The sequence below is a fragment of the Shewanella sp. 10N.286.45.A1 genome, from assembly GCF_041470405.1.
In the GTDB taxonomy this organism is placed as follows: Bacteria; Pseudomonadota; Gammaproteobacteria; order Enterobacterales; family Shewanellaceae; genus Shewanella.
The window spans coordinates 14,740-35,138 of the sequence record NZ_JBFRMK010000206.1 but is presented as its reverse complement, the minus strand read 5'-3'; the positions used below and the strand labels follow the sequence as shown (position 1 = coordinate 35,138).

The following is a 20,399-nucleotide window of genomic DNA, read 5'->3' as shown; positions in this document are numbered from 1 at the left end:
TCAAGTAGAACGGGTATATCTACAGTCTATGAACTTAATGCATAGCCGCCTTTAAGGTGAGAAACGTGTTCAAACCCAAGTCGGTGCATTGCTTGAGCTGCAATCATAGAGCGACTGCCGCTACGACAAACTAACACCCATTGCTTATGCTTTTGGTTCTGATGCTCTTGGATAAACTGCACTAAGCGAGTAAGTGGTACATTCTGACTCGATTGCGTGGAGTGGTTCAGCGCATACTCGTGGGGTTCACGGATATCAATAATACAGACATTCTCATCTTGCTTCATTGCTGCTGCTAAGCTGATAGCGTCATACTCTTTGATGTTGGATCTGTCGCAGTTTCCGATGATTGCTCCGCACATTATCTCTGTACCGACTTCATCATTTAGGTGGGTATCAAGATGTGCTTTATGTTGCTGGAAAACATCCACCGATATTTGATTGTTTATAACGGCTTTAAGTAATTCATTGCGGCTAACCTCAGCATTAAGGCTAGTAGTGAACTCATTATTATAATCGTGGCTAGCACAGATCAACGTGGTGTTACTTATACTGTCTCTGATTAATTTCAGACTATTAAATAGCGCTTGGCTAGAGCTAGAATCGAAGTTGGTTCGACCTAGGCTACCCATCAAAATAGTATCACCACAAAAAGCATATTGTGTTTGCTGTGCTAGTTGGCTGGCGGATACTGGCGCTTCGCATAGCAGCAGGCTGATACTATCGCTGGTATGACCGGGTGTTGGTAGTCTGAGTAATTGTTTTGAACCAATGGCTATAGTTTGCAGTTGTTGTCCTAGATGCTCTATGTGTGCTTCGGTCATTGGCCAACCTAAAGCATCAGACTTCTGCTCAGCTAAAAAGCGTGCTGCTAAAGCTTCACGTCCAGAGATATGATCGGCGTGACCATGGGTATCGATGGCGGCTACCAGTGTTAATTTCTGGCATTCAAGTAGCGTTTCAAGCCTGTGTTGTAATTCTGGTAGCGGGTCAACAATGAGTGCTTGTTTGCTAGAGGAATCCACGAATACCCAAGTACAGCTTGCGCCAGATCGCAGCTGAAGCAAGCCATCTAAATCGCTTCTGTCAGAAATATCGCTAGTATCATCTAAAATCATGCAGCTTTGTGTTAGTGCTTGTGAAGCGGTTCTTATACGTGCGCAGGCGCTATCGACTTCTGCTTGAGTGATTGCAGGTCCAAAAGACATACGAATAGCAGCTTCACTTTGCCAAGCGGGTAGTCCCATAGCGTTGAGTACAAAACTGCGGGTCACTTTAGAGCTGCAAGCAGAGCCAGAACTGACGCGAATGTTTGCTGCATCAAACAGATCCATAATTTCTTTGCTACTAAAGCCCGGTACCGCGAAATTGATTGTTGTCGCAACGCTATGTTCAAAGCTATTGTTAAATACGACGTCACCAAAGCACTCCGTTAAGGTTGTAGCGATCTGCTGCCGGTAATGAGTCAATTGAGCACTATTTGAAAATGGCGATGATTCTGTGTTGAGTAACATCTCAAAAATCACATTCAGTGCAGCCATGCCTGGTAGATTCTCAGTGCCAGAACGCAATCCGCTTTCTTGGCCACCACCTGCAATAAATGGCGTAAATGGCGCTGAATCTCTGATATAAACAAAACCTATGCCTTTGGGGGCGTATAGTTTATGTCCGCTAAAGGGAGCGTAATCAATGGTCGTGCTTTTTAAATCTAACTCGGTTTTACCAAGCGCTTGCACACAATCAACCATCCAAAATATGTCAGGATTTGCATGGCGAATAGTATTTTCTAGCGCACAAAGATCTTGATACACACCGGTTTCATTATTAACTGCCATGGTACAGATCATTAAGGCGTTAGGTGCATGTTGGGTAATGAAATCATGATCCAGCAAGCCAAACCTATCTACCGGAATAGCGGTAACTTCAGCTCTTACATCAAGTACATTAAGCCAATGTTTTAACGACTCAGGTACGGCTTTATGTTCCGTTGCCCCATAAAGCACCGAGTAGCTTTTATTAACCGACATACTGCTTTTTGCGGCGATTAACGCAGACAATATGGAGGTTTGAATTCCCTCTGTTGCACCACTAGTGAAGATGAGTTTACCACTACCGCTGCCAAGTAAAGTTTGTGCTCTTAAACGAGTTTGCTCCATCAGGTTTTTGGCTTTTAGCCCGGTAATGTGGCTACTACTTGGATTGCCGAATAGGTTTTCCATTGCAGACAATGCTGCGCTCGCCGCTTGAGGTAGTACAGGCGTTGTGGCATTTGCATCAAGGTAAATTTGGGTTAAGTCAGTGGTGTTTTTCATAGTATTTAGCTCTTAATTTTTATTATTCTAAAGCCCAAAACTGCTTATTACTTTTGGCTATAACTAATATCTTGAGGCTATATTAGCAGGTTGCGAGTAATGATCAAGATCACATTTTCTTGGGAGGGATAACAGAATATTCTTTGGTGAGATGCTATTTACCAGTCGTTTATATTGCTACTTTTTAGCTAAAAAGAGGAGCGGATTTAGATATGTTAGAACTAAAAAAAGCGCCATAAAGGCGCTTTAATTGCTTCAAAGTTAAACTTATTTTAACTCTGCTTTTACTGTTTCAATCAGTGTATTCCATTGCGGGTACTCGGCTAAGCTTTCAGAAAGGTCGCCCCACGGCTGCATTGTTTGCTGTTTGAAATCTAGATTATCCGCTTTACCCCTTTTTAGCTCATAAAGGTAATAAAAGGCAGATGCTCGATAATTGGCAGCGCAGTGGATTAAAATGTTCTTGCCTTCATTGGCATCCATAATGGCAAAAAATTGTTCAACATTGGCGGTTGTAGGTTGCTGCCAATCGACATCTATTTGTTGGTATTGCATACCCGCGTTGGCGACTAAATCGGCTTCATCATCATGGCCATTTGGGTTACCAACCGGGATAAGATTGATAACCAATTCAACACCCGCTTGTTGTAACAGTGGGAACTGCGACTCGCTTGGTAAGCCTGCAGTGATGATACTGCCATCATTAAGCTGTAACGCTTTTACTTGTTGCAGCTTCTCGGGTGATATCGCTGCAATAGCAATACTGCTAAATAAGCTTGCCAGTATAATCATTAATCTCATGTTATTAGCTCTTGTTTTGATGCTAAATTTTAACTTTTATAACCACTTTACGCACTTGTTTCGGCGTAGCACTGGTGCCTGGCATATGCATGTCTTGTGGAAAAAACAGTGCAAACATACCTGCTTTAAAAGGAATAAATGCCGCTAGGTCTTTATTTGATTGATAGTCATATTCAGCGTAATCATGCTTGGCAAAATAAGGCTTTGATGGCGTTTGATCTGCTAAAGGCAGGTAACCAAACTCCTCTTCACCGCTGACAACGAATTGCACATCAATATATTGCTGGTGGACTTCGAAAGGCTCTACTTCTCTAGGCTTAGTTTCATAATCATTGACGATAACAAATAAGTTCTTGTCATCAAGCTGGTAACTGCCAACTTCAAGCTGGCTGAAATCGGTTGTAGCGAGATGGTTTAGTGCCTGAGCGATACGTGGGCTTATGTGGCTGTATAAATCGCGGTTGGCTAAGGTATCTACAATCATAATCTTCTCGTTAATAGGGTCGCTTAACTCAGCTATTTAACTGAGCTTAAGACTTCAATAAAGGGAAGTTTAGCGCTAATAGCGGTTAGGCGATACAGGAGTTCACTTCAAACTCGATCCCTTTAGATTCAAAAGCCTGTTTTAGCTTGGCAGCCATTGACGACTTAGGTTTTAATGGGAAGTTGATTTTGCCACTGCTTGAGTGGATAAATAGGTGATCGCCTAGCAAGCGCACTGAATCGATATCGTGATAATTTAACGTTAAGGTTTGTGGCATTGTGGTATCAGATTTGACCATCATTTTGATAAAAGTGACTTCAGCTGCAGCAAATATAATGCGTTGAGTCCATAGCAGATGGATGAACCAGATAGTGGAGAGAGCTAGGTTAACGAGTATTAAGTAATCCCAAATCTCATTGTTATTGCGTAATAGAATTGTCATAAAAGTGATGACTATAGCAATAGCTACATAGCCTGCTTTTTGAAAGGGTTTAATAACCGTCGTATTTTCCATAACACTTCCTTGTTGCTTCCATTAAGCATCAAGTTTACGGTACTGATTATGTAAAGCAAAAGTTAATTATTGTTTATTGAGGTGAGTGTGTCTTCTCTACGATTTATAGCGGGTCCAAAGGCCTTTAGAACATTGAGTGAAAATGGTTTTAAATCTGAGTTATTTAGCCAATTGTTAGCAGCATCTGGTGGGCCTAAATGGATTGGGATAGCGGGGCTCGATAAGTATCTCTTTGGAGAATTTTTTAAGTCACATCGCCAACCCTTGCATACCTTAGGGGCTTCATCTGGTGCTTGGCGGTTAGCCTGTTTAGCGCAAAACAATCCGTTGGCGGCCTACCAACGGCTAGAAGATCTGTATATCGGTCAACGTTATGACACTAAACCCACTGCGGTTGAGGTGTCTGAGCAAGTAAAAGGGATCCTTGCAGGTTTATTGGGTAGTCAAGGTGCCATGGAGATAGTCTCCAACCCTTTTATTAATAGTCACTATATTGCTTGTCGTGGCCGTCATTTAAACCGTGTTGCGAGTAAAGCTTCGCTTGCTGCTGGACTTGCAACTGCTGCAGCCACTAACTTTGTCAGTCGTAAATCGTTAGCTTGGCATTTTGAGCGTTACGTATTTGGGGTTGAGTCGTCACAATCTCCTTTTGCTAACCTTAGCGATCTACCTAGCCAATTTTGTGGACTGTCGAAAGACAACCTTCATCAAGTCTTATTGGCGACAGGTTCTATCCCTTGGGTATTAGCTCCTGTCACCAAGATAAACGGTGCGCCTCATGGCCATTATTATGATGGTGGCATTACTGACTATCATTTTGACCTGCCGCTTAATAAGCCGAAAGGGCTGACGCTTTACCCTCACTTTTTTCCTCGAATGTCACCAGGCTGGTTCGATAAGTCATTACGTCGCCGAGATGCAAAGCGTAATTACGATAATGCGCTTATCTTGGCACCAACAGATGCTTACTTAGCAAGTTTACCCTACGCAAAATTACCCGATCGTAATGATTTCTCACATTTTGATAGCGACTCTAGAATTAAGTATTGGCGTCAAGCGGCGGCGATGAGTCAGGTATTAGCGGATGATTTAGCAGATGTTATCGCTAAGCAATCTATAGTTGAGCATATAGAGTTGCTGTAGATTTCTGCGCCAAACTGTAATAAATCCGGATAAAAGGCTGTCTAATAAGCGAACAGGTTAGTAAAAAGCCTTGTGGCTGAAATTTAACCAGCTGCTACACTTTAGCTTTATTGACGATCGTCAAAAAGATGGTCTGACCTACCTATTTTGGAGGTTATTATGCGGACAGAAGAGATGGCGTTATTAACGCACGACACTTTACTATTACCTGAAGGCAGGGTAGAGATCCGCGTGGTCGATCCTGCCTACTTGAGCATAATAGCTGAAGTGCTCAAGCAGCACTATCCGTTGGTGTTTGGCGTCAGTAAAGCTAACTGTAATCCGCCTTGTTATGAGATGGCAACACAATGCGAAATTATTGATTTTAACCAGTTAGATGACGATTCCCTTGGTATTGTACTCGAAGGCAAGCAGCGGGTTAAGATTTTGTCGGCTGCGCAACGTCGTGACGGTGTGTGGATCAGTAGAACTTTAGCCTGTAATAACTGGCAACAGGAACCGATTATCGGTGAGTTTGAGTTGATAAGCGCAGCGTTAGAGCAATTTTATGAGGTAAATCCCGACCTATTTGGTTTATACGAAAATGACATACACCTAGAGGATGCAACCTGGGTCAGTCAGCGTTGGTTGGAGGTGCTACCGTTATACAATAAAGACAAACTACGATTAATGAACCAGCCTAATTGCCATAAAACTATGAATTTTGTGCTGGAACTTATTAAATCTCATGCAAGTGCAAAGTCTTATTAGCTAAGTGGCTCTCTTTTGCTAAAATAGCGCTCTGTTTAGGTTACTGTAACAAATCGTATGAGCCAATCTGTCCGCGCCGCCCAAGCTTCCTATATTGTGTTGCCTGAAACTGTTACCGATAAACCGACAGTGTTGAGCTTTCTCGTGAGTCACTTTAAAGCGATTGCAGAAACGACTTGGATTGATCGTATCGAAAACGGCAAAGTCCATTGGCGCGATGGTGAGTTAATTACTTTAGAGAGTAAGTTTGTCCCCCGTGCACGAGTCTATTATTACCGTGAAGTCCAGCAAGAGTCATTGATCCCGTTTGAGGAGAAGGTATTACTGCAAAATGAACAGATCATTATCGCTTTTAAACCACACTTCCTCGCCGTTAATCCCAGTGGTAATTTTGTCAATGAGTGCTTGGTCAATCGGCTGCGGATCAAAACAGCAAATGAGCAGATCGTAGCCAGCCATCGACTCGACCGCGCCACAGCAGGGCTGATGTTGCTATCGCTTAACGCTGATACGCGGCATGATTATCATCAACTATTCAAAACCGGCAATATCACTAAAACTTATCAAGCTATTGCTAAGCTTTCTGATGAGCTAATGGCAAAAATAGCGGCTGATGCTTTAGCACTGCCAATGAGCTGGACAGTGAAAAATCGACTGGTGAAAGCTGACCCCAGTTTTATGATGAAGATTGGTATTGGAGAGCCTAATAGCCATTCTGAAATTACGTTGCTGCAGGTCAAAGGGGAGTTAGGCCTATTCGAACTAACGCCTGTAACAGGGCGCACACATCAACTTAGGCTACATATGATGAGCTTAGGTATGCCGATCTTAAATGATAGGCTTTATCCAGAACTACTTGATAAAGCAGCCGATGATTTTGACAAGCCATTAAAGCTGATGGCCAAAAGACTAGCATTTACCGACCCACTAACTGCTGAGCACATTGATATCAATTGTGATGGTTTTTCGTTGCAGGATTAGCTGCGCCTAGGCGGCAAAAACTCGGTTTCACTCATGTCTGCGTGCAGCACCGCAATCTTAGTCGGGGCGCCATTAGCGGCCAATTCAACTCTACCAATACCACTCTTATTCATTAAGCGTTGGCTACGGGCGCCGTTAGGGCGACGGCCACGGATCGACATACGTTTGCGTTTAGTAAAAAAGTTTAACGGTGAGAAATGGCCATATAACCAGCCGTTAAATTTGTCGAAGTAGGGCAGTAGTTTTTCTGGAAACTGGTTTTTAATACCACTACAGGTGATCTGATAAATCGCAGGGCCTGCATCTCTAAAACGGATACTAATATCGTAGCTAAATGAGTAGTGTACATCGCCAGATAGAATGACGAATTGCTCAGGTGTTTTGCGGTGCTGGAAAATACTTAACAGTGTATTAGCTGTGCCAGGATGCGCCATCCAGTTCTCGGCATCAACCAGAAGGGAGGCGCCGCAAAAGGTCGCCATTCGCTGCACGGTTTCAATCAGTTTTACTCCATACATTGGTGCTGGCGACACGATTATCACATTGGGCTGATTAACAAGCTCCGCCTGAAACTCCATCAATGCTTCCCAATCCATTAAGCCTGATGGTTTACCGAGGTTGGATTCACTGCGCCAACGGCGAGTGCGGGTATCGAGCACAATTATTTTAGGAGTGGTTTGTAAGCTGTAGTGCCAGTCTTCAAAACGGAGTAATTCATCGATAAGTTGATCTTGAGTGGTACTTTTCTCTGTTGAGCCGTCTTGAGTTGAGGTTTCTCGCTCGTTAAAAAGCGCATCTAACTGTGGACGCACTTCAGCATCAAATTTCGTTGGCGCATTGCCTAACCCTTGAAACAGAGTGTAGGCGATAAGCGCATTGCCTATGATCCGTTTAGATAAAGGGTGGTTATAAGCTGCCATCTCCCATCTGGCTGTGAGATTCCAATCATCAGTGACATCATGATCGTCGAAAATCATATAGGTCGGCAGGTGGGCAAATAAGCGCCTGACTTGTTGTAAGCCACTTTTGAATTCGAGTAGATGAGTCCATTCTCGCTGCCAGCGCTGAGTGTTAGCTTTGCTAAGGCCGCTCACCTCTTTAGGGATATCAATCAGATCCCACAGTTCTGGCGACCAACTGAGTAGATAAAGTGCGATGAGTTCATTGAGGCTGACTAAATGGTTTTCAGCGATAGACGAGGTAAATATAGGATGATTAATATACCAACGCTTGATGGCTGTTTTTGCCTTGTATTGAGTTTTGGGCAATAGATTCAGATGGCGTTGATACATAGCTGCAGGCTGGTAACTTATCTGCTCACTACTGGTTAGGTTGCAGTCGCTAAACTGCTCTTGATTTAAACCTAACAGAGTGATGACTTGCCCTATGGCGTAGAGCATAGGACCCGCGATATCATCAACATAGACTTGATCGCCACTTAGCATCAGTAGCGCAGGCCGTTGTTGTGGAGTGTCTAGTTGAGCTAATTGCGTATCAGCAGCGACCAGTGCGTCACCGCTATGATGATGCGGATTGCGACATGAGCCGTGAAGTAGATTGTCGACTTGCGGCTTAATAATGAACTCAATCTCACTTTTATCGGCATAAGTCAGTTCATCAACATCAGTAAACAGATCAGTATATTGCGCACTACCAAGTTGATAGCTTAATACTGTGTCGTTGGGTAGTAGTTCTGGCTGTGAAACGCGGATTAGATATTGATACGCCCCTTGCCCCAGTTTTATTACGTGAACCTCATCACTGCTAAGCTTTCGCTCAAAACCGGCGTTGATTATCGCCAAATGCAGCTGTGATAATCGTTCACGGCTAACGAACCACAAGGTAAAATGTTGCTGATCGCAGTGGCGCAAACTGGGGCCTGCAATAATGAGTGGCAATGCGTTTTCAAGCGACATTAAAGAGTTCTTTAGTGAAAAGTAATTAATAGCCACAATAAACCAGTGCTTAGATGAAGAAAAGCCCTTAAGCTAACCAAGCGTTAATTCAAGGAGTGACACATGGTTAAGGTGATGGTAACCGGAGCAACCGGTTTATTGGGGCGTGCAGTGGTGGCTGAGCTCGAAGCTCATGTTGATTTTGAAGTATTGGCCTGTGGTTACAGTCGCGCAGTGCAAGGCATATACAGATTAGATCTGACCCATTCTTCGCAAGTGACAGCTTTTATTAAAACTCATCAACCGGATGTTATTGTGCACTGCGCTGCGGAGCGTCGTCCTGATATTTCTGAGCAAAATCCTGCCGCCGCGTTGGCGCTTAACGCTGATGCGACGCGCTCGCTTACCCAGGCAGCTAGTCAGTCAGGTGCTTGGCTATTATACATATCCACCGATTATGTTTTTGACGGTACTACGCCGCCTTATAATGAACATTCAGCGACTAATCCGGTGAATTTTTATGGTGACTCTAAGCGGCAAGGCGAAATGATTGTCACAGAGGCTAAGCAAGGTTTTGCGGTTTTGCGTTTGCCTATTCTTTATGGCGCTGTAGAAACGTTACAAGAATCTGCTGTGATGGTATTGCTCAAGCAGCTGCTTGATGAAAATGAACAGTTTGTTGATGATTGGGCTGTGCGCAGTCCGACCTCTACTGCAGACATCGCTAGCGCGATAGCGCAAATGATTCACTTACAAACAGCTGGTGAACCTTTGTCAGGCCACTATCATTTTAGTGCTAGCGGCACCATGAGTAAGTATCAGATGTTGTTAGCCATGGGCGATTTGCTTGATCTAAGTACCGAGCACCTCAAACCCGTGACCTGCCCCACAGATAGTGCAAAACGCCCCCATGATTGCAGCTTAAGTTGTGAGAGACTTGCCAGTTTATCTATTCAAAGCAACGTAATGTTTAATTCTGGAATTGAAAAAGCGCTGCAGCAGTCACCAGCAGTAATGGCTCTACTCAAAAAATAAAAGAACAGTGATTAATGATAAATTCAAAATTAAAGAATCCTTTCAGCAGCTTATTTAATAGTAATTTCGGTGCCACGGATCAGTTAGCCTTACTGCGTATTGCTGGATTGTTATTAAAGCTGGGGCTGACGTTTTTTGCTGCAGAAACCTTTGGACTGTCGTTAAGCAGTCCTGTTTTGTATTGGGGAATGTGCCTAGAAGCTATGTATTTAGCATTCACGTTTAGGTTACGTGAACCGATTGCCCGTACCGAGTCAGGTCTGTTCATTGTGTTACTACTCGACACCGTTTTTTGGATCTCCTGGCTCTATTTCACCGGCGGTGCTACTAATGCGTTTATCTCATTGTTATTGTTGCCGATAGCGATTGCCGCAATCACGCTGCCGAAATGGGCACCATGGTCACTGACATTACTGTCGACAGTCGCCTATAGCTTGATGATTATTTCGGTGCCGGAGAGCCAGATGAAGCATCACGGTATGGACATGAGCTCTCATTATTTGGGTATGTGGTTTAACTTCCTCATCTCTTCATTGGTACTGACGACCAGTGTGGCCTACATTGCACAGCGGATGCGCAAGCAAGATGTCGAGTTAAGCTTTATGCGAGAAGCCCAGTTGCGACAGGAGAAATTGCTCGCTCTTGGCACCGCATCGGCTCAAATGGCACATCAGCTGGCGACTCCATTGGCGAGTTTGCGCTTGCTGGTTGATGAGATTATAGAGGAGACTCCTGCGCAAGATCGCAACCTTAAGCCCATATTGTCCGAGATGGACAGTGCGCTACTGCGCTGCGAACAAACTTTGCATTCACTGCGCACAGCAACAGAGTCTATTCGAGAGCAAAAGCGAACAGTGCTTACCGCTAATCAGTTGCTAAATACCTTAAAGCAGCAAGTGCTGTTGTTGATGCCGCAAGTGAAGTTAGAGCTAACGCTAATGGATGGAGTTTACGCTGATTCTCAAATGGGCATTATTACCGATGCGAGCTTGTTGCCTGCATTGATGTCACTAGTGGAAAATGCGGCAAGCGCAAGTTTGGCTGAGATAGGAGAGGAGCGAGTGAGTGTGTCCGTGTTAATCGCGAATCAAAGCCAGCGACTGTGCATTTTAGTGAAAGACCATGGCGTTGGTATTCCTAAAAAAATGCATGCTCAGCTAGGGCTGGAGTTGATTGAAAGCGAGCAAGGTATGGGCATGGCACTATTGCTAAGTCACGCAAGTTTTGAGCGCTTAGGTGGGCGATTATTATTGGCCGGCCTTCCTGAAGGAGGCACAGTTGCTGAGGTAAGCTTCCCAATGCAGAAAAATACCGAGGCAATAACATGAATCGATTACTTATTATTGAGGATGATGTTGCATTAGCGGCAATATTAACTCGGCGAATGACAAAGCAAGGGTTTGAGTGTCAGCAATGTCATGATGCCAGCCAGGGCCTGTTGTTAGCCCGTCAGTTTATACCTACTCATGTACTACTAGACATGAAATTAGAGCAGGAGAATGGCCTTAAGCTAATATCGCCGTTACGGCAATTACTGCCTAACGTCACCATGGTGCTATTAACCGGCTATGCCAGTATTGCTACCGCTGTTGAGGCGATTCGTCTCGGTGCTGATAACTACTTAGCAAAACCTGTCGATACTCAAACTTTACTGAATGCGCTTTCTGTGACTCCAGCAGATACCGTTGTCGAGGCTTTGTTGGAGCAACCGCTATCCGCCAAAAGGCTTGAGTGGGAGCATATTCAGCAAGTGTTAACAGCAAATAGTGGCAACGTTTCTGCGACGGCTCGGCAGTTAGGTATGCATCGGCGCACACTGCAGCGAAAATTACTTAAAAAGCCAGTGGTGGATCATCGTTAAGCTCTTGGTCTGCTGCAATTGTTTGCTCTATACTTTGTTTGGCGGTTTTAACAGGTTTTTACTCTGTAAAGTTCGGGTATTTTTATGGGAAGAATGAATTATGCTAATAATGGCGTTCATATTGGACAAACCTATTGCTATATCGCTATGCTGAAGCAAGATAGTCAGTAACAATCATTATGATGACTCATCTGGATGTGGAGTAGCCTATGACCAAAAATGCAGTTTTTAACACTGATTCTTTTTTACTTGAAGATCCAAATGAGCTTATCTCAATCGATAAATGGCAAAAAACGGTCAATCTACTTGCCAAGCTTTTTGATGCCCCAGCCAGTTTTTTAGTGCAATACACCCAAAAAGGCTTTCAGATCACTATCGCCAGTGAGCAAGAGTCTAATCCCTATCCAGCAGGCATTATTATTGAGCCTGAAGTGAATATTTTTTGCCGTCGTATCGTTGAAACACGTCAAGAACTGTATGTGGCTAATGCACTGCTAGATAGTTGTTGGGATAGTAACCCCGAAGTGCACAATGACGGTTTTAGATCTTACTTAGGTGTTCCAGTATTTTGGCCTAGCGGTGAGCCGTTTGGCACCTTCTGCGTCATGGATTTTAAAGAAACTGATTACCAAGCGACCTACCTTGAACTGATTCGTCATCTTAGAGATATTTTAGAATCGGATCTGTCTTTAATCGGCGCTTATGCCGAAATGCAGAAGTTGGCTATCACCGATCCTCTTTCTGGGGTAAACAATCGTCGTGGCTTTAATATTCTCGCAGAACAACGCATTAAGTTAGCTCAAAGAACAGAGAGCCAACTTGGGCTTTTATATTTAGATGTTGATAACTTTAAAGCGATAAATGATGAGCATGGTCATGGTGTTGGTGATGATGTGATCACCCTAATAGGCATGGTTTTAACTCAGTCAGTGCGCCAGTCAGACGTGGTTGGTCGTGTTGGTGGTGATGAGTTTGTAGCGTTAGTGATGTATGACGTTAAAGAGGAGCTTGCTAGCGTAAAACATCGAATTGCAGCTGCATTTTGTTCACATCACCAACTTGAAAGGTTACCCATTTTTACTGTTTCGGTAGGTATTACGGCTGCTAACCCTTCAGCGTCAATTAGCGAACTTCTGGATATCGCGGATAAAGATATGCTGCAAAGAAAACGCAAAGTGGTTGATTAAAAAAATCCCCGAGACAGAGGAGCCGACTCGGGGTGAAGATGGGCGCAGTGGAATGCTCCCTGTTAATGACTCTGTTTGACTTTAAAAGCGATACTCTCCAGTAAGCCAAGCATTTAGTCCTGTTCCTGGCATGCGTTGACCAGGTGCTAGATCGCCTGCCATCACTCGGTTATAAGCGGCTAAATGGTCTTCATATTCCGTATCAAACAGATTGTCTACGCCGGCTTTGACTAGCCAATTATCGGCATCAAAGCCGATAGAAATATTGACTAAAGCGTAGCCCGCCGAGGTTTGCTCTAATTGAGATTCGGAGACATCGTTTTGTGCTGATACAGCCAATGTTTCTATACGTGCCGTCCAATTATTGCGCTGGTAATTAACACCAACATTTACTTTTGGTGGGCTTATTCTATAGAGATTGTCGTCCATATCTCTGCGTTCGCCTTTGACGTAGCTGGCATTCATATCGACTAACCAGCTTAAACTGATCTGATAGCTGGCCGTGAGGTCCATACCGTAGAGCTGTGCATCGACATTAGCAAATTGCATCGGGTTGTCGTCACCCATCATTTGTGCCGCCATAATCACTGCGGGATCGGTCGCTGCAACACCTTGAATATAATCATCAATACGTTGGAAAAAGATGCGTGGGTTAACGCTAAAACTATCAGTTTGAAACTCACTGCCAAGTTCAATTTGATAGGCTGTTTCTAGATCAAGATCCATTTGGCCTACATAGGTACGTCCATCCGCTAAACCGCCTGTAGACTGCATCGGCACCCATAAATAACGCTGCTGATAACTGGCGCTATCTTGCTTTCTTGCCAGTCCCACAATCCAGCTCAATTGCTCGGTTTGTGCATAACGGCCATTTATGACCAGATCGAGTCCTGTTTGTGACTGCGATCTGTCGGCATTGTTATATCTATCCATTAATACCTTTATTGCTGGCATAGAGCCTGCCATGGAATGATTTACTTCATCAGCATCGGTTTGATAATGCTTAACTCGAGCACCTAACTCCCATTGCCATTGGTTAATATCTTGCTGCCATTGGGCAAAAGCACTATAAGTGTTATCGATAACAGCATTGAAATTATCAACTTCGAACATAGGTTTTGTTGGATCGCTAATCACTGAGTTATGTTCACTCAATTGGCTATCTAAGCCAAACAGCCAACTATTTTTACCGAAACTAAATGCGGCATCGTAGCTCTGGCTTTCTGCATTGTTATAGCGGGCATTCATGGTTGGCATTTTCATGCGCTCGCTAAAGTTATCCATTCCATGTCTGGCATCGCTATATGCCAGGTGCCAATTCAGCTCCCAATCATTGATGTCATGGTTGCCCTCAAACTTGACTCTATCTGTTTTAATAAAGTCGATATCCATTGGCAGCGCAGGAGTGCCGGCATCAGTGGTTTCTAAATGCTGATAACCGATGGCGATGGAGTCATTGCTGCTAGCGTCACCGAGGTGGTAACGATATTGACCACCAAACATACTCTTGTCATAAGTGGTGGGTGAGATGGTTTGATCGCCACCGGTTTTTACATTGTCGTTGCCGTTGAGCATATCGGCATAGAGCAAGACAGCATGTTGTTCGTTGGCAAAATTGCCTTTAGCACCAACATGGCTTCGCTGGCCATTGCCTTGGTATTGGCCTGCGACTTTGCCGCTGACTTCATCAAAACTCGCTTGGGATTCAATTACCTGTACGCTACCACCAAGAGTGTTAGTTCCAGCAGAGACAGGTGCAATGCCGCGGGTCATCTCTAAACGTTCGGTTAGAATTAAACTGGCATAACTGAGTGGGGTATCCATGGCATTGGGACCCGCACTGGATAGGGTCATGCCATTAACTTGGGTATTCACTCTATCGCCATATAAACCGCGATATTGAGCGATGCCAGTAAGTGGTCCGTTGCCATTGACTGACGCACCTGGAAGATTGTTAAGCAAGCCACTTATATCTGTTTGAGGCGTTGTGGCCTCAGGAGTTACCGCACTGTAACTGCCTTGATGTTGTCCCGTAACCTCAATAACTTCAAAGCCAGCATCATCGGCGAACGAGTGTAATGGAAATAACGAAGAAATGATGGAAAGTGAAACGAAAGATAAATGTAACTTCATAATAATGTTGTTATTTTGTTTTGTGTGTTGCAGATGGTGTCAGGATGGTTTCTCACTGGCAAAGCTAAATCAGTAATCTGCGACACCATGTCGCAGGTAAGGAGAGTCGCTATGTTTTACTTAGTACAAAAGTTGTTTTGTTGGTGAGTAAATTGAATTAATTTGGATGAGAGCTGAGTTGCTCCCATAGTGAATCTAGGTATGCTAGTTAATGTGCAGAGCGACAAAGTCAGCTTTCTAAATAGTTTTGCTAATGTCGCTGCTTCTAGTGCTTCGCTTAGTTAGTTCAAAAAAGCGTATATGGATATAAATTAAAGGGATATTTAGCATGTTGAAACAAGTTGTATTGGGATTAATGTTTGCTGCGACCTCAGCCAGTGCTGCTACCTCTAAAGATTTGATTAAATCGACTCAATCATGGAATGGCAATAAGCTGCCCGCTTATGCGTTAACTCAGCCGGAAGTCACAATCAAAGAGATCATCATTGCGCCGGGTGAAAAGCTACCTTGGCATCAACACCCGGTTATAAATGCCGGGATTTTATTAAGCGGCGAGCTAGTAGTACAAACTCGCGAAGGCAAAAAGTTACATCTCAAAGCGGGAGATACACTTATTGAACTGGTCAATACCTCTCATACCGGGCAAAATATCAGTACCGAACCCGCCAAAATAGTAGTTTTTTATCTGGCTGAACAGGGTGAGAAAGTGACCATATTGGATCATGAACACAAGGATTAACCATGAGTCTGTTGCAACAGTTTCGGCTATCTATTTTGCTGCTAGCTTTAGCACTATTGGCATCGATTAGTTATCAAGTTATCGGTATAACAATTGATAGCAATGGCATGCTGAATGAACCATTTGGATTAATCCCATTAGCATGGCTTTGTCTGTTTTCGGCTATCTTTTCTGCGGCAGTAACCTTGTTTCGGCGTGACATCTTAAAAAGATAGTCTTTGATTAAGCGTGCTTAGCTAGGGCAAGGGTACTGCGCTAGGTAACTTTGTGACTTTTGTTTGAGGAAGTCGATAGCACTGCGGGCTTTATGGCTAGGGTAATCTGATTGTAGATACACCAGTTGCAGTGGGATAGGTTCTGCGAGTTGATCGGCAAACAGCACCACCAGTTCGCCTTGATGGACCTCTTTGGCGACATCAAACCAACTCTTATAAGCAATGCCTTGGCCTGCTAGGGCCCAGTCTTTTATTACTGCGCCATCGTTACAACTTTTATCGGCAGTAACCGCAACTTCATACTGTTTACTCTTATGACTAAAGCGCCATTTCTGCCACGGTTCAACCCCTCTATTGAGTACCAGTACTTGGTGTTGCGGCAACTCTCTTGGATGAGTTGGCTGGCCATGCGTTTTCAAATACTCAGGAGAAGCAACCGCGACTCTTGGCATCATCGCCAGTTGACGACGCATTAAGTTGGAGTCCTCTAAGTGACCATAACGCAATGCTAAATGAACATTCTGGCCAATAAGATCTGTCATTTGATCAGCAAATAGCAGAGTAATTTTTAACTGTGGTGCCAAATTACAAAATTCATCGAGCCATTCACGCACAATATTCCGGCCCAGATCAGATGGCAGTGAAATCTTCAACTCCCCTTTTAATTCTCCACGGTTATCAGCTAATGCATTATTAGCTCCCTCAAGCAGTTGAATAGCCTTACGGCCTGACTCTATAAAAAGCTGTCCCTCTTCAGTCAGTGTCATTTTTCGGGTGGAGCGAGCGAATAGCACGCAATCTAATTTCTTTTCTAAACGCTGCAGTGCGGCACTCGCGGCAGCGGGAGTCATGGCAAGTTCACGCCCTGCTGCTGAAACGCTATGAAGATCAGCAACGCGAATGGCTAGCTTAAGATCGTTAAGATGATACATATCAAATATTTTTTGAAAATGATTTTAATATTAGCCCAATTATCAAAATTAGTTAACAGTTCTAAACTGTTTAGCATCATTTGAATCTTGAGATATCTGATCGTGGCAATCACATTTAATCATCTTAATTTGCTCACCACTCATAATAGCGATGCTATCACTTTGCTAACTGAAGTAATGGGATTGACCGATGGTAGTCGCCCGAGGTTTCCCTTCAAGGGACAATGGTTATATCAAGGTGATGAAGCTTTAATCCATATTATTGAATCTGACGTGCCCCAGTGCAGCATTGGTCATGTCGCTTTCGATACCGACATGAGCTTAGAAGTACTAACTCAAAAGTTACAGCGCAGTGGCATCAAATACAATGCTCGGCAGGTACCTGATAGCAAGGTTATTCAGGTTTTCATCCGTGCTGATGAGGTGATATTTGAGCTGATCACTACGGACACTTCAAGTCAGCAGAATTTCGACGTTTTTAGCCAACACCAGGAGCTAGCATGAGCCTTTTTACCCCTTATCTAAAACCACAATTATCACTCACTAATCGTATGGTAATGGCGCCCATGACGCGTTCAAGAACCAGCCAACCGGGTAATATCCCTAATGAGATGATGGCCACTTACTATGCTCAAAGAGCATCAACGGGCTTAATTATTAGCGAGGCGACACAGATCTCCGATGATAGCCAAGGCTATTCATTTACTCCGGGCGTATATACTCCTGCGCAAATAGCAGGTTGGCAGAAAGTAACGGCTGCAGTGCACAATGCTGGCGGCACAATATTTAACCAGCTTTGGCATGTTGGTCGTGTGTCTCACCCGGTGTTTCAAGCTGGTTCTGCACCTATGGCGCCATCAGCAATTAAGCCCACTGATACTCAAGTTTGGGTAGTGGATGAAACACATCCTGACGGACAGATGGTAGATTGCCCCACGCCGAGAGAGATGGAGCAAGTCGATATCGATCGGGTGGTGGTTGACTTTGCCCAAGCGGCCAAAAATTCAATAGATGCAGGTTTTGACGGGGTTGAGATCCACGGTGGCAATGGTTATTTGGTTGATCAATTTTTACGTACCAACTCCAACCATAGAACAGATGAATATGGTGGTTCACCGCTAAAACGCATTCAGTTTTTACTGGATATTGTCACCGCGGTAAGTCGCAAAATAGGCGCAAATAAAATAGGTGTAAGACTCGCGCCATTTGTGACCTTTAAAGATATGGCTTGCCCTGAGATAGTCGATACCATTCTGCTAGCGGCAGAATATCTAGGCCAGCAGGGCATTGCTTATATTCACCTTTCGGAAGCTGACTGGGATGATGCACCACAGATCCCTGAGGGTTTTCGCATTAAATTAAGACAGGTGTTCAGTGGCACCATTATTGTTGCTGGGCGTTATGATGTTGAGCGTGCCAGTGCTGTTATTGACAAAGGTTATGCCGACCTCGTTGCCTTTGGTCGATCTTTCATAGCCAACCCCGATCTGCCTTATCGATTGCAGCATGAACTGCCACTAGCCAACTTCGATAAAGGCCCACTGTTTGGTGGCGGAGCAGAAGGCTATATTGATTACCCTGTTTTTTCAGGTTAAGGCAACAATGAGACGTTATTGTCGGTTATAACCTGAGGCTAAAGGGTAAAAAGGACGCCTAGGCGTCCTTTTTACATTGAGTGGCATAACTCTCAATGTCTTAAATCAGAATAAAGGTGCCATTGGCGCCTACCCATCTCTAGTAACACTCCTACGGCAAGGCCTGCAGCGGTATTCACAATCAGGCAGATAGCAGCAGTTGATAGGATCACAAAAATACAGAAAGGTTTGCCATCAATAAAACGTTTTGACCATGCTAGTTGGGTACCTGCAATCGCGAGCAAGCTGCCCAAAACTGCCAATGGGATTAGCGATAATATACTGGCAATGCCTTGCCCCCAAAACACAGCAATGAGTAAACAGCTGGTTCCAAAGATAGTTGGCGCTAACCAAGTGCGGGCGCCAAAGTGATACTGCACTGCAAGACCACCAGCGCCATGACACATCGCGGTTGCACCAAAAGGTGCGAGTAATAAGTTTGCCCAGCCTGAGCTGGTGGCGAAGCGCTCAGGTGCAAACTTTTCTTTCGCATCCTGTGGGAATTTATCTTTAGCCATTGCAGAGGTGGCGATCACTGCATTGGTTAACGTGAGCGCTAGCTGAGGCAACACAAGTAAACCTGCTGCAGAGCTCCATTCATCCATACTTGGCCAGCTAAACTGCCAAGCGCTATAACTCGATAGGTTAAAGCTCGGTGCCGTGCCACTATTGAGCTGCCATACAATGCCCAAGGTAATCACTAAAGGCATAGCTAAATATCGCAGAGGCAAAAACTTACTGCCAAATAGTAGGGCAAAGGCGATAAGCCCAATAAGCCAAGTTTGGCTCATCATTTGACCGCCCATCCATATCAGTTGAATTCCAATGGCGAGTTGAATACCAATACTGATAGCGGGAGAAAGTTGTTTTGCCATCCATTTAATGGCGCCGCTGTATGCCAGTATGAGCAAGATTATGCCCATCATCATACCGCTAGCTTGTAACATGCCAGGGGTTAACCCCTGTGCAATTACGAGTGCAGTAATGACCTTCATTGGCTGAACTGGAATAGGGCGACGATAGAAAAATGCGGTAAACAGCGCAAACAAACCAAAGCCCATGAAAATCCCCTGTGGGGAGAAATGGTTGAGGGCGATAAGCCCAAGCGCTAAAGGTAGAAAGGTGCCTAAATCGGCGAAGGCGCCACTAAACTCTCCTGAATATTGGTTTACACTATCAAATCGGTTGGTCTTACATGTCATATAGCTTGCCGTGGGAAAAATACCCTCTATGTATCGCAAGTTTAATGCCAGAAATTGCAGCCTAAGCTTGCCGTAAAAACCGATTGAGTAAGCTATCTTCCTAGTTGGGTGAGACAAGTTGACGCATCTCGATAGAAACTATGGTCATTAGGTCTAACATTCAAGCTTGCTAAAATAGCTTGTCGATGGCGTGAATTTAGCTGTTCATTTAACAAAGCAGTGAAATTTATCACTGCTTTGTTGGTTTAATCGCGGTTCAGTTTTAGCTAGGCTAAAGTTGATTGTGCATATCGTTTAACGCTTGATGCAGTAGGTCGTCATCGAGTGTAACTGTTAGGCGCGATGATCCCGAGTTTCTGTTGCAATCGCAGCTTCGCTATCCGCCGTGGGAACATCTTCTGTTGTCGTGGCTGTTTACCCGGATGTCGAATAATAACGGGTTACACTAGTCTCAAACTTCATTTGATCTTGAAGAGGGTAAATGGCTGGCAACAAGTGGATCTTGGCCATTGGTCGTAATGGTATAAACTTCATCGTTTTGTACACTTTTACGACAATAATCGGTTCTTCCTTGAGACGGA

The 20,399-nt window shown here is 44.2% G+C and carries 19 protein-coding genes; 11 read left to right on the top strand and 8 right to left on the bottom strand.

Going from position 1 to position 20,399, the window contains the following annotated elements; genetic code table 11:
* Positions 1-26: 26 nt before the first annotated feature.
* The 4 genes from AB4238_RS15370 to AB4238_RS15355 all read right to left on the bottom strand — a co-directional run bounded on the left by AB4238_RS15370 (position 27) and on the right by AB4238_RS15355 (position 4,111).
* Entirely contained in the window at positions 27-2,312 is a 2,286-nt protein-coding gene (locus tag AB4238_RS15370) for an aminotransferase class V-fold PLP-dependent enzyme (protein ID WP_372034216.1), read from the bottom strand.
* Positions 2,313-2,579: 267 nt separating this feature from the next.
* A complete protein-coding gene (locus AB4238_RS15365) occupies positions 2,580-3,113 on the bottom strand; it encodes a protein tyrosine phosphatase family protein (protein ID WP_372034215.1) in 534 nt (177 codons plus the stop codon).
* 22 nt (positions 3,114-3,135) lie between these two features.
* Complete coding sequence (locus AB4238_RS15360) at positions 3,136-3,597, bottom strand: YhcH/YjgK/YiaL family protein (protein WP_372034214.1); 462 nt, start codon at positions 3,595-3,597, stop codon at positions 3,136-3,138.
* 85 nt (positions 3,598-3,682) lie between these two features.
* Complete coding sequence (locus AB4238_RS15355) at positions 3,683-4,111, bottom strand: hypothetical protein (protein ID WP_372034213.1); 429 nt, start codon at positions 4,109-4,111, stop codon at positions 3,683-3,685.
* An 87-nt stretch (positions 4,112-4,198) separates the two neighbouring features.
* On the opposite strand from AB4238_RS15355, the gene AB4238_RS15350 reads away from it, so the two are divergent.
* The 3 genes from AB4238_RS15350 to AB4238_RS15340 all read left to right on the top strand — a co-directional run bounded on the left by AB4238_RS15350 (position 4,199) and on the right by AB4238_RS15340 (position 6,985).
* Positions 4,199-5,254 (top strand): alpha/beta hydrolase, encoded by a 1,056-nt coding sequence (locus AB4238_RS15350; RefSeq protein ID WP_372034212.1) that lies wholly within the window; start codon positions 4,199-4,201, stop codon positions 5,252-5,254.
* A gap of 159 nt (positions 5,255-5,413) precedes the next feature.
* The gene (locus AB4238_RS15345) at positions 5,414-6,004 is read left to right on the top strand and encodes an LON peptidase substrate-binding domain-containing protein (protein ID WP_372034211.1); all 591 of its coding nucleotides are present in this window, start codon (positions 5,414-5,416) and stop codon (positions 6,002-6,004) included.
* A gap of 57 nt (positions 6,005-6,061) precedes the next feature.
* Entirely contained in the window at positions 6,062-6,985 is a 924-nt protein-coding gene (locus AB4238_RS15340; protein WP_372034210.1) for a pseudouridine synthase, read from the top strand.
* Here the strand turns inward: AB4238_RS15340 and AB4238_RS15335 are convergent.
* A complete protein-coding gene (locus tag AB4238_RS15335; protein ID WP_372034209.1) occupies positions 6,982-8,901 on the bottom strand; it encodes an alkaline phosphatase D family protein in 1,920 nt (639 codons plus the stop codon). The genes AB4238_RS15340 and AB4238_RS15335 overlap by 4 nt on opposite strands.
* 102 nt (positions 8,902-9,003) lie before the next feature.
* On the opposite strand from AB4238_RS15335, the gene AB4238_RS15330 reads away from it, so the two are divergent.
* From AB4238_RS15330 to AB4238_RS15315, 4 genes are all read left to right on the top strand, one after another.
* The gene (locus AB4238_RS15330; RefSeq protein WP_372034208.1) at positions 9,004-9,915 is read left to right on the top strand and encodes a dTDP-4-dehydrorhamnose reductase family protein; all 912 of its coding nucleotides are present in this window, start codon (positions 9,004-9,006) and stop codon (positions 9,913-9,915) included.
* A gap of 14 nt (positions 9,916-9,929) precedes the next feature.
* Positions 9,930-11,243: an ATP-binding protein gene (locus AB4238_RS15325; protein WP_372034207.1), complete on the top strand. Its 1,314-nt coding sequence runs from the start codon at positions 9,930-9,932 to the stop codon at positions 11,241-11,243.
* The gene (locus AB4238_RS15320; protein WP_372034206.1) at positions 11,240-11,776 is read left to right on the top strand and encodes a response regulator transcription factor; all 537 of its coding nucleotides are present in this window, start codon (positions 11,240-11,242) and stop codon (positions 11,774-11,776) included. The genes AB4238_RS15325 and AB4238_RS15320 overlap by 4 nt, the downstream gene beginning before the upstream one ends.
* A 209-nt stretch (positions 11,777-11,985) precedes the next feature.
* Positions 11,986-12,963 carry a diguanylate cyclase gene (locus tag AB4238_RS15315; RefSeq protein WP_372034205.1) on the top strand — a complete coding sequence of 326 codons (978 nt, stop codon included), beginning with the start codon at positions 11,986-11,988 and terminating at the stop codon, positions 12,961-12,963.
* 81 nt (positions 12,964-13,044) lie between these two features.
* Here the strand turns inward: AB4238_RS15315 and AB4238_RS15310 are convergent, their stop codons facing one another.
* Positions 13,045-15,096, bottom strand: coding sequence for a TonB-dependent receptor (locus AB4238_RS15310; protein WP_372034204.1), 2,052 nt, complete (start codon positions 15,094-15,096; stop codon positions 13,045-13,047).
* 328 nt (positions 15,097-15,424) lie between these two features.
* Between AB4238_RS15310 and AB4238_RS15305 the strand changes: the two genes are divergently transcribed.
* Positions 15,425-15,835 carry a cupin domain-containing protein gene (locus tag AB4238_RS15305; protein WP_372034203.1) on the top strand — a complete coding sequence of 137 codons (411 nt, stop codon included), beginning with the start codon at positions 15,425-15,427 and terminating at the stop codon, positions 15,833-15,835.
* A 2-nt stretch (positions 15,836-15,837) separates the two neighbouring features.
* Positions 15,838-16,050, top strand: a complete 213-nt coding sequence (locus tag AB4238_RS15300; protein WP_372034202.1) for a DUF3955 domain-containing protein — start codon at positions 15,838-15,840, stop codon at positions 16,048-16,050.
* Between the two features lie 17 nt (positions 16,051-16,067).
* Here AB4238_RS15300 and AB4238_RS15295 read toward each other — a convergent pair whose 3' ends face one another.
* Positions 16,068-16,982 (bottom strand): LysR family transcriptional regulator, encoded by a 915-nt coding sequence (locus AB4238_RS15295; RefSeq protein ID WP_372034201.1) that lies wholly within the window; start codon positions 16,980-16,982, stop codon positions 16,068-16,070.
* 102 nt (positions 16,983-17,084) lie between these two features.
* Here AB4238_RS15295 and AB4238_RS15290 point away from each other — a divergent pair, with 102 nt between their 5' ends.
* Positions 17,085-17,486 (top strand): hypothetical protein, encoded by a 402-nt coding sequence (locus AB4238_RS15290; RefSeq protein ID WP_372034200.1) that lies wholly within the window; start codon positions 17,085-17,087, stop codon positions 17,484-17,486.
* Positions 17,483-18,577, top strand: a complete 1,095-nt coding sequence (locus AB4238_RS15285) for an alkene reductase (RefSeq protein ID WP_372034199.1) — start codon at positions 17,483-17,485, stop codon at positions 18,575-18,577. Before AB4238_RS15290 ends, AB4238_RS15285 begins: the two co-directional genes overlap by 4 nt.
* Before the next feature lie 92 nt (positions 18,578-18,669).
* Here AB4238_RS15285 and AB4238_RS15280 read toward each other — a convergent pair whose 3' ends face one another.
* A complete protein-coding gene (locus tag AB4238_RS15280; protein ID WP_372034198.1) occupies positions 18,670-19,818 on the bottom strand; it encodes a putative sulfate/molybdate transporter in 1,149 nt (382 codons plus the stop codon).
* Positions 19,819-20,399: the final 581 nt, after the last annotated feature.

Excerpts from the sequence above, each read along its gene's own strand:
- AB4238_RS15370 (WP_372034216.1), bottom strand. The coding sequence starts at position 2,312 with ATGAAAAACACCACTGACTTAACCCAAATTTACCTTGATGCAAATGCC.
- AB4238_RS15365 (WP_372034215.1), bottom strand. The coding sequence starts at position 3,113 with ATGAGATTAATGATTATACTGGCAAGCTTATTTAGCAGTATTGCTATT.
- AB4238_RS15360 (WP_372034214.1), bottom strand. The coding sequence starts at position 3,597 with ATGATTGTAGATACCTTAGCCAACCGCGATTTATACAGCCACATAAGC.
- AB4238_RS15355 (WP_372034213.1), bottom strand. The coding sequence starts at position 4,111 with ATGGAAAATACGACGGTTATTAAACCCTTTCAAAAAGCAGGCTATGTA.
- AB4238_RS15345 (WP_372034211.1), top strand. The coding sequence starts at position 5,414 with ATGCGGACAGAAGAGATGGCGTTATTAACGCACGACACTTTACTATTA.
- AB4238_RS15340 (WP_372034210.1), top strand. The coding sequence starts at position 6,062 with ATGAGCCAATCTGTCCGCGCCGCCCAAGCTTCCTATATTGTGTTGCCT.
- AB4238_RS15335 (WP_372034209.1), bottom strand. The coding sequence starts at position 8,901 with ATGTCGCTTGAAAACGCATTGCCACTCATTATTGCAGGCCCCAGTTTG.
- AB4238_RS15330 (WP_372034208.1), top strand. The coding sequence starts at position 9,004 with ATGGTTAAGGTGATGGTAACCGGAGCAACCGGTTTATTGGGGCGTGCA.
- AB4238_RS15325 (WP_372034207.1), top strand. The coding sequence starts at position 9,930 with ATGATAAATTCAAAATTAAAGAATCCTTTCAGCAGCTTATTTAATAGT.
- AB4238_RS15320 (WP_372034206.1), top strand. The coding sequence starts at position 11,240 with ATGAATCGATTACTTATTATTGAGGATGATGTTGCATTAGCGGCAATA.
- AB4238_RS15315 (WP_372034205.1), top strand. The coding sequence starts at position 11,986 with ATGACCAAAAATGCAGTTTTTAACACTGATTCTTTTTTACTTGAAGAT.
- AB4238_RS15310 (WP_372034204.1), bottom strand. The coding sequence starts at position 15,096 with ATGAAGTTACATTTATCTTTCGTTTCACTTTCCATCATTTCTTCGTTA.
- AB4238_RS15305 (WP_372034203.1), top strand. The coding sequence starts at position 15,425 with ATGTTGAAACAAGTTGTATTGGGATTAATGTTTGCTGCGACCTCAGCC.
- AB4238_RS15300 (WP_372034202.1), top strand. The coding sequence starts at position 15,838 with ATGAGTCTGTTGCAACAGTTTCGGCTATCTATTTTGCTGCTAGCTTTA.
- AB4238_RS15295 (WP_372034201.1), bottom strand. The coding sequence starts at position 16,982 with ATGTATCATCTTAACGATCTTAAGCTAGCCATTCGCGTTGCTGATCTT.
- AB4238_RS15285 (WP_372034199.1), top strand. The coding sequence starts at position 17,483 with ATGAGCCTTTTTACCCCTTATCTAAAACCACAATTATCACTCACTAAT.
- AB4238_RS15280 (WP_372034198.1), bottom strand. The coding sequence starts at position 19,818 with ATGACATGTAAGACCAACCGATTTGATAGTGTAAACCAATATTCAGGA.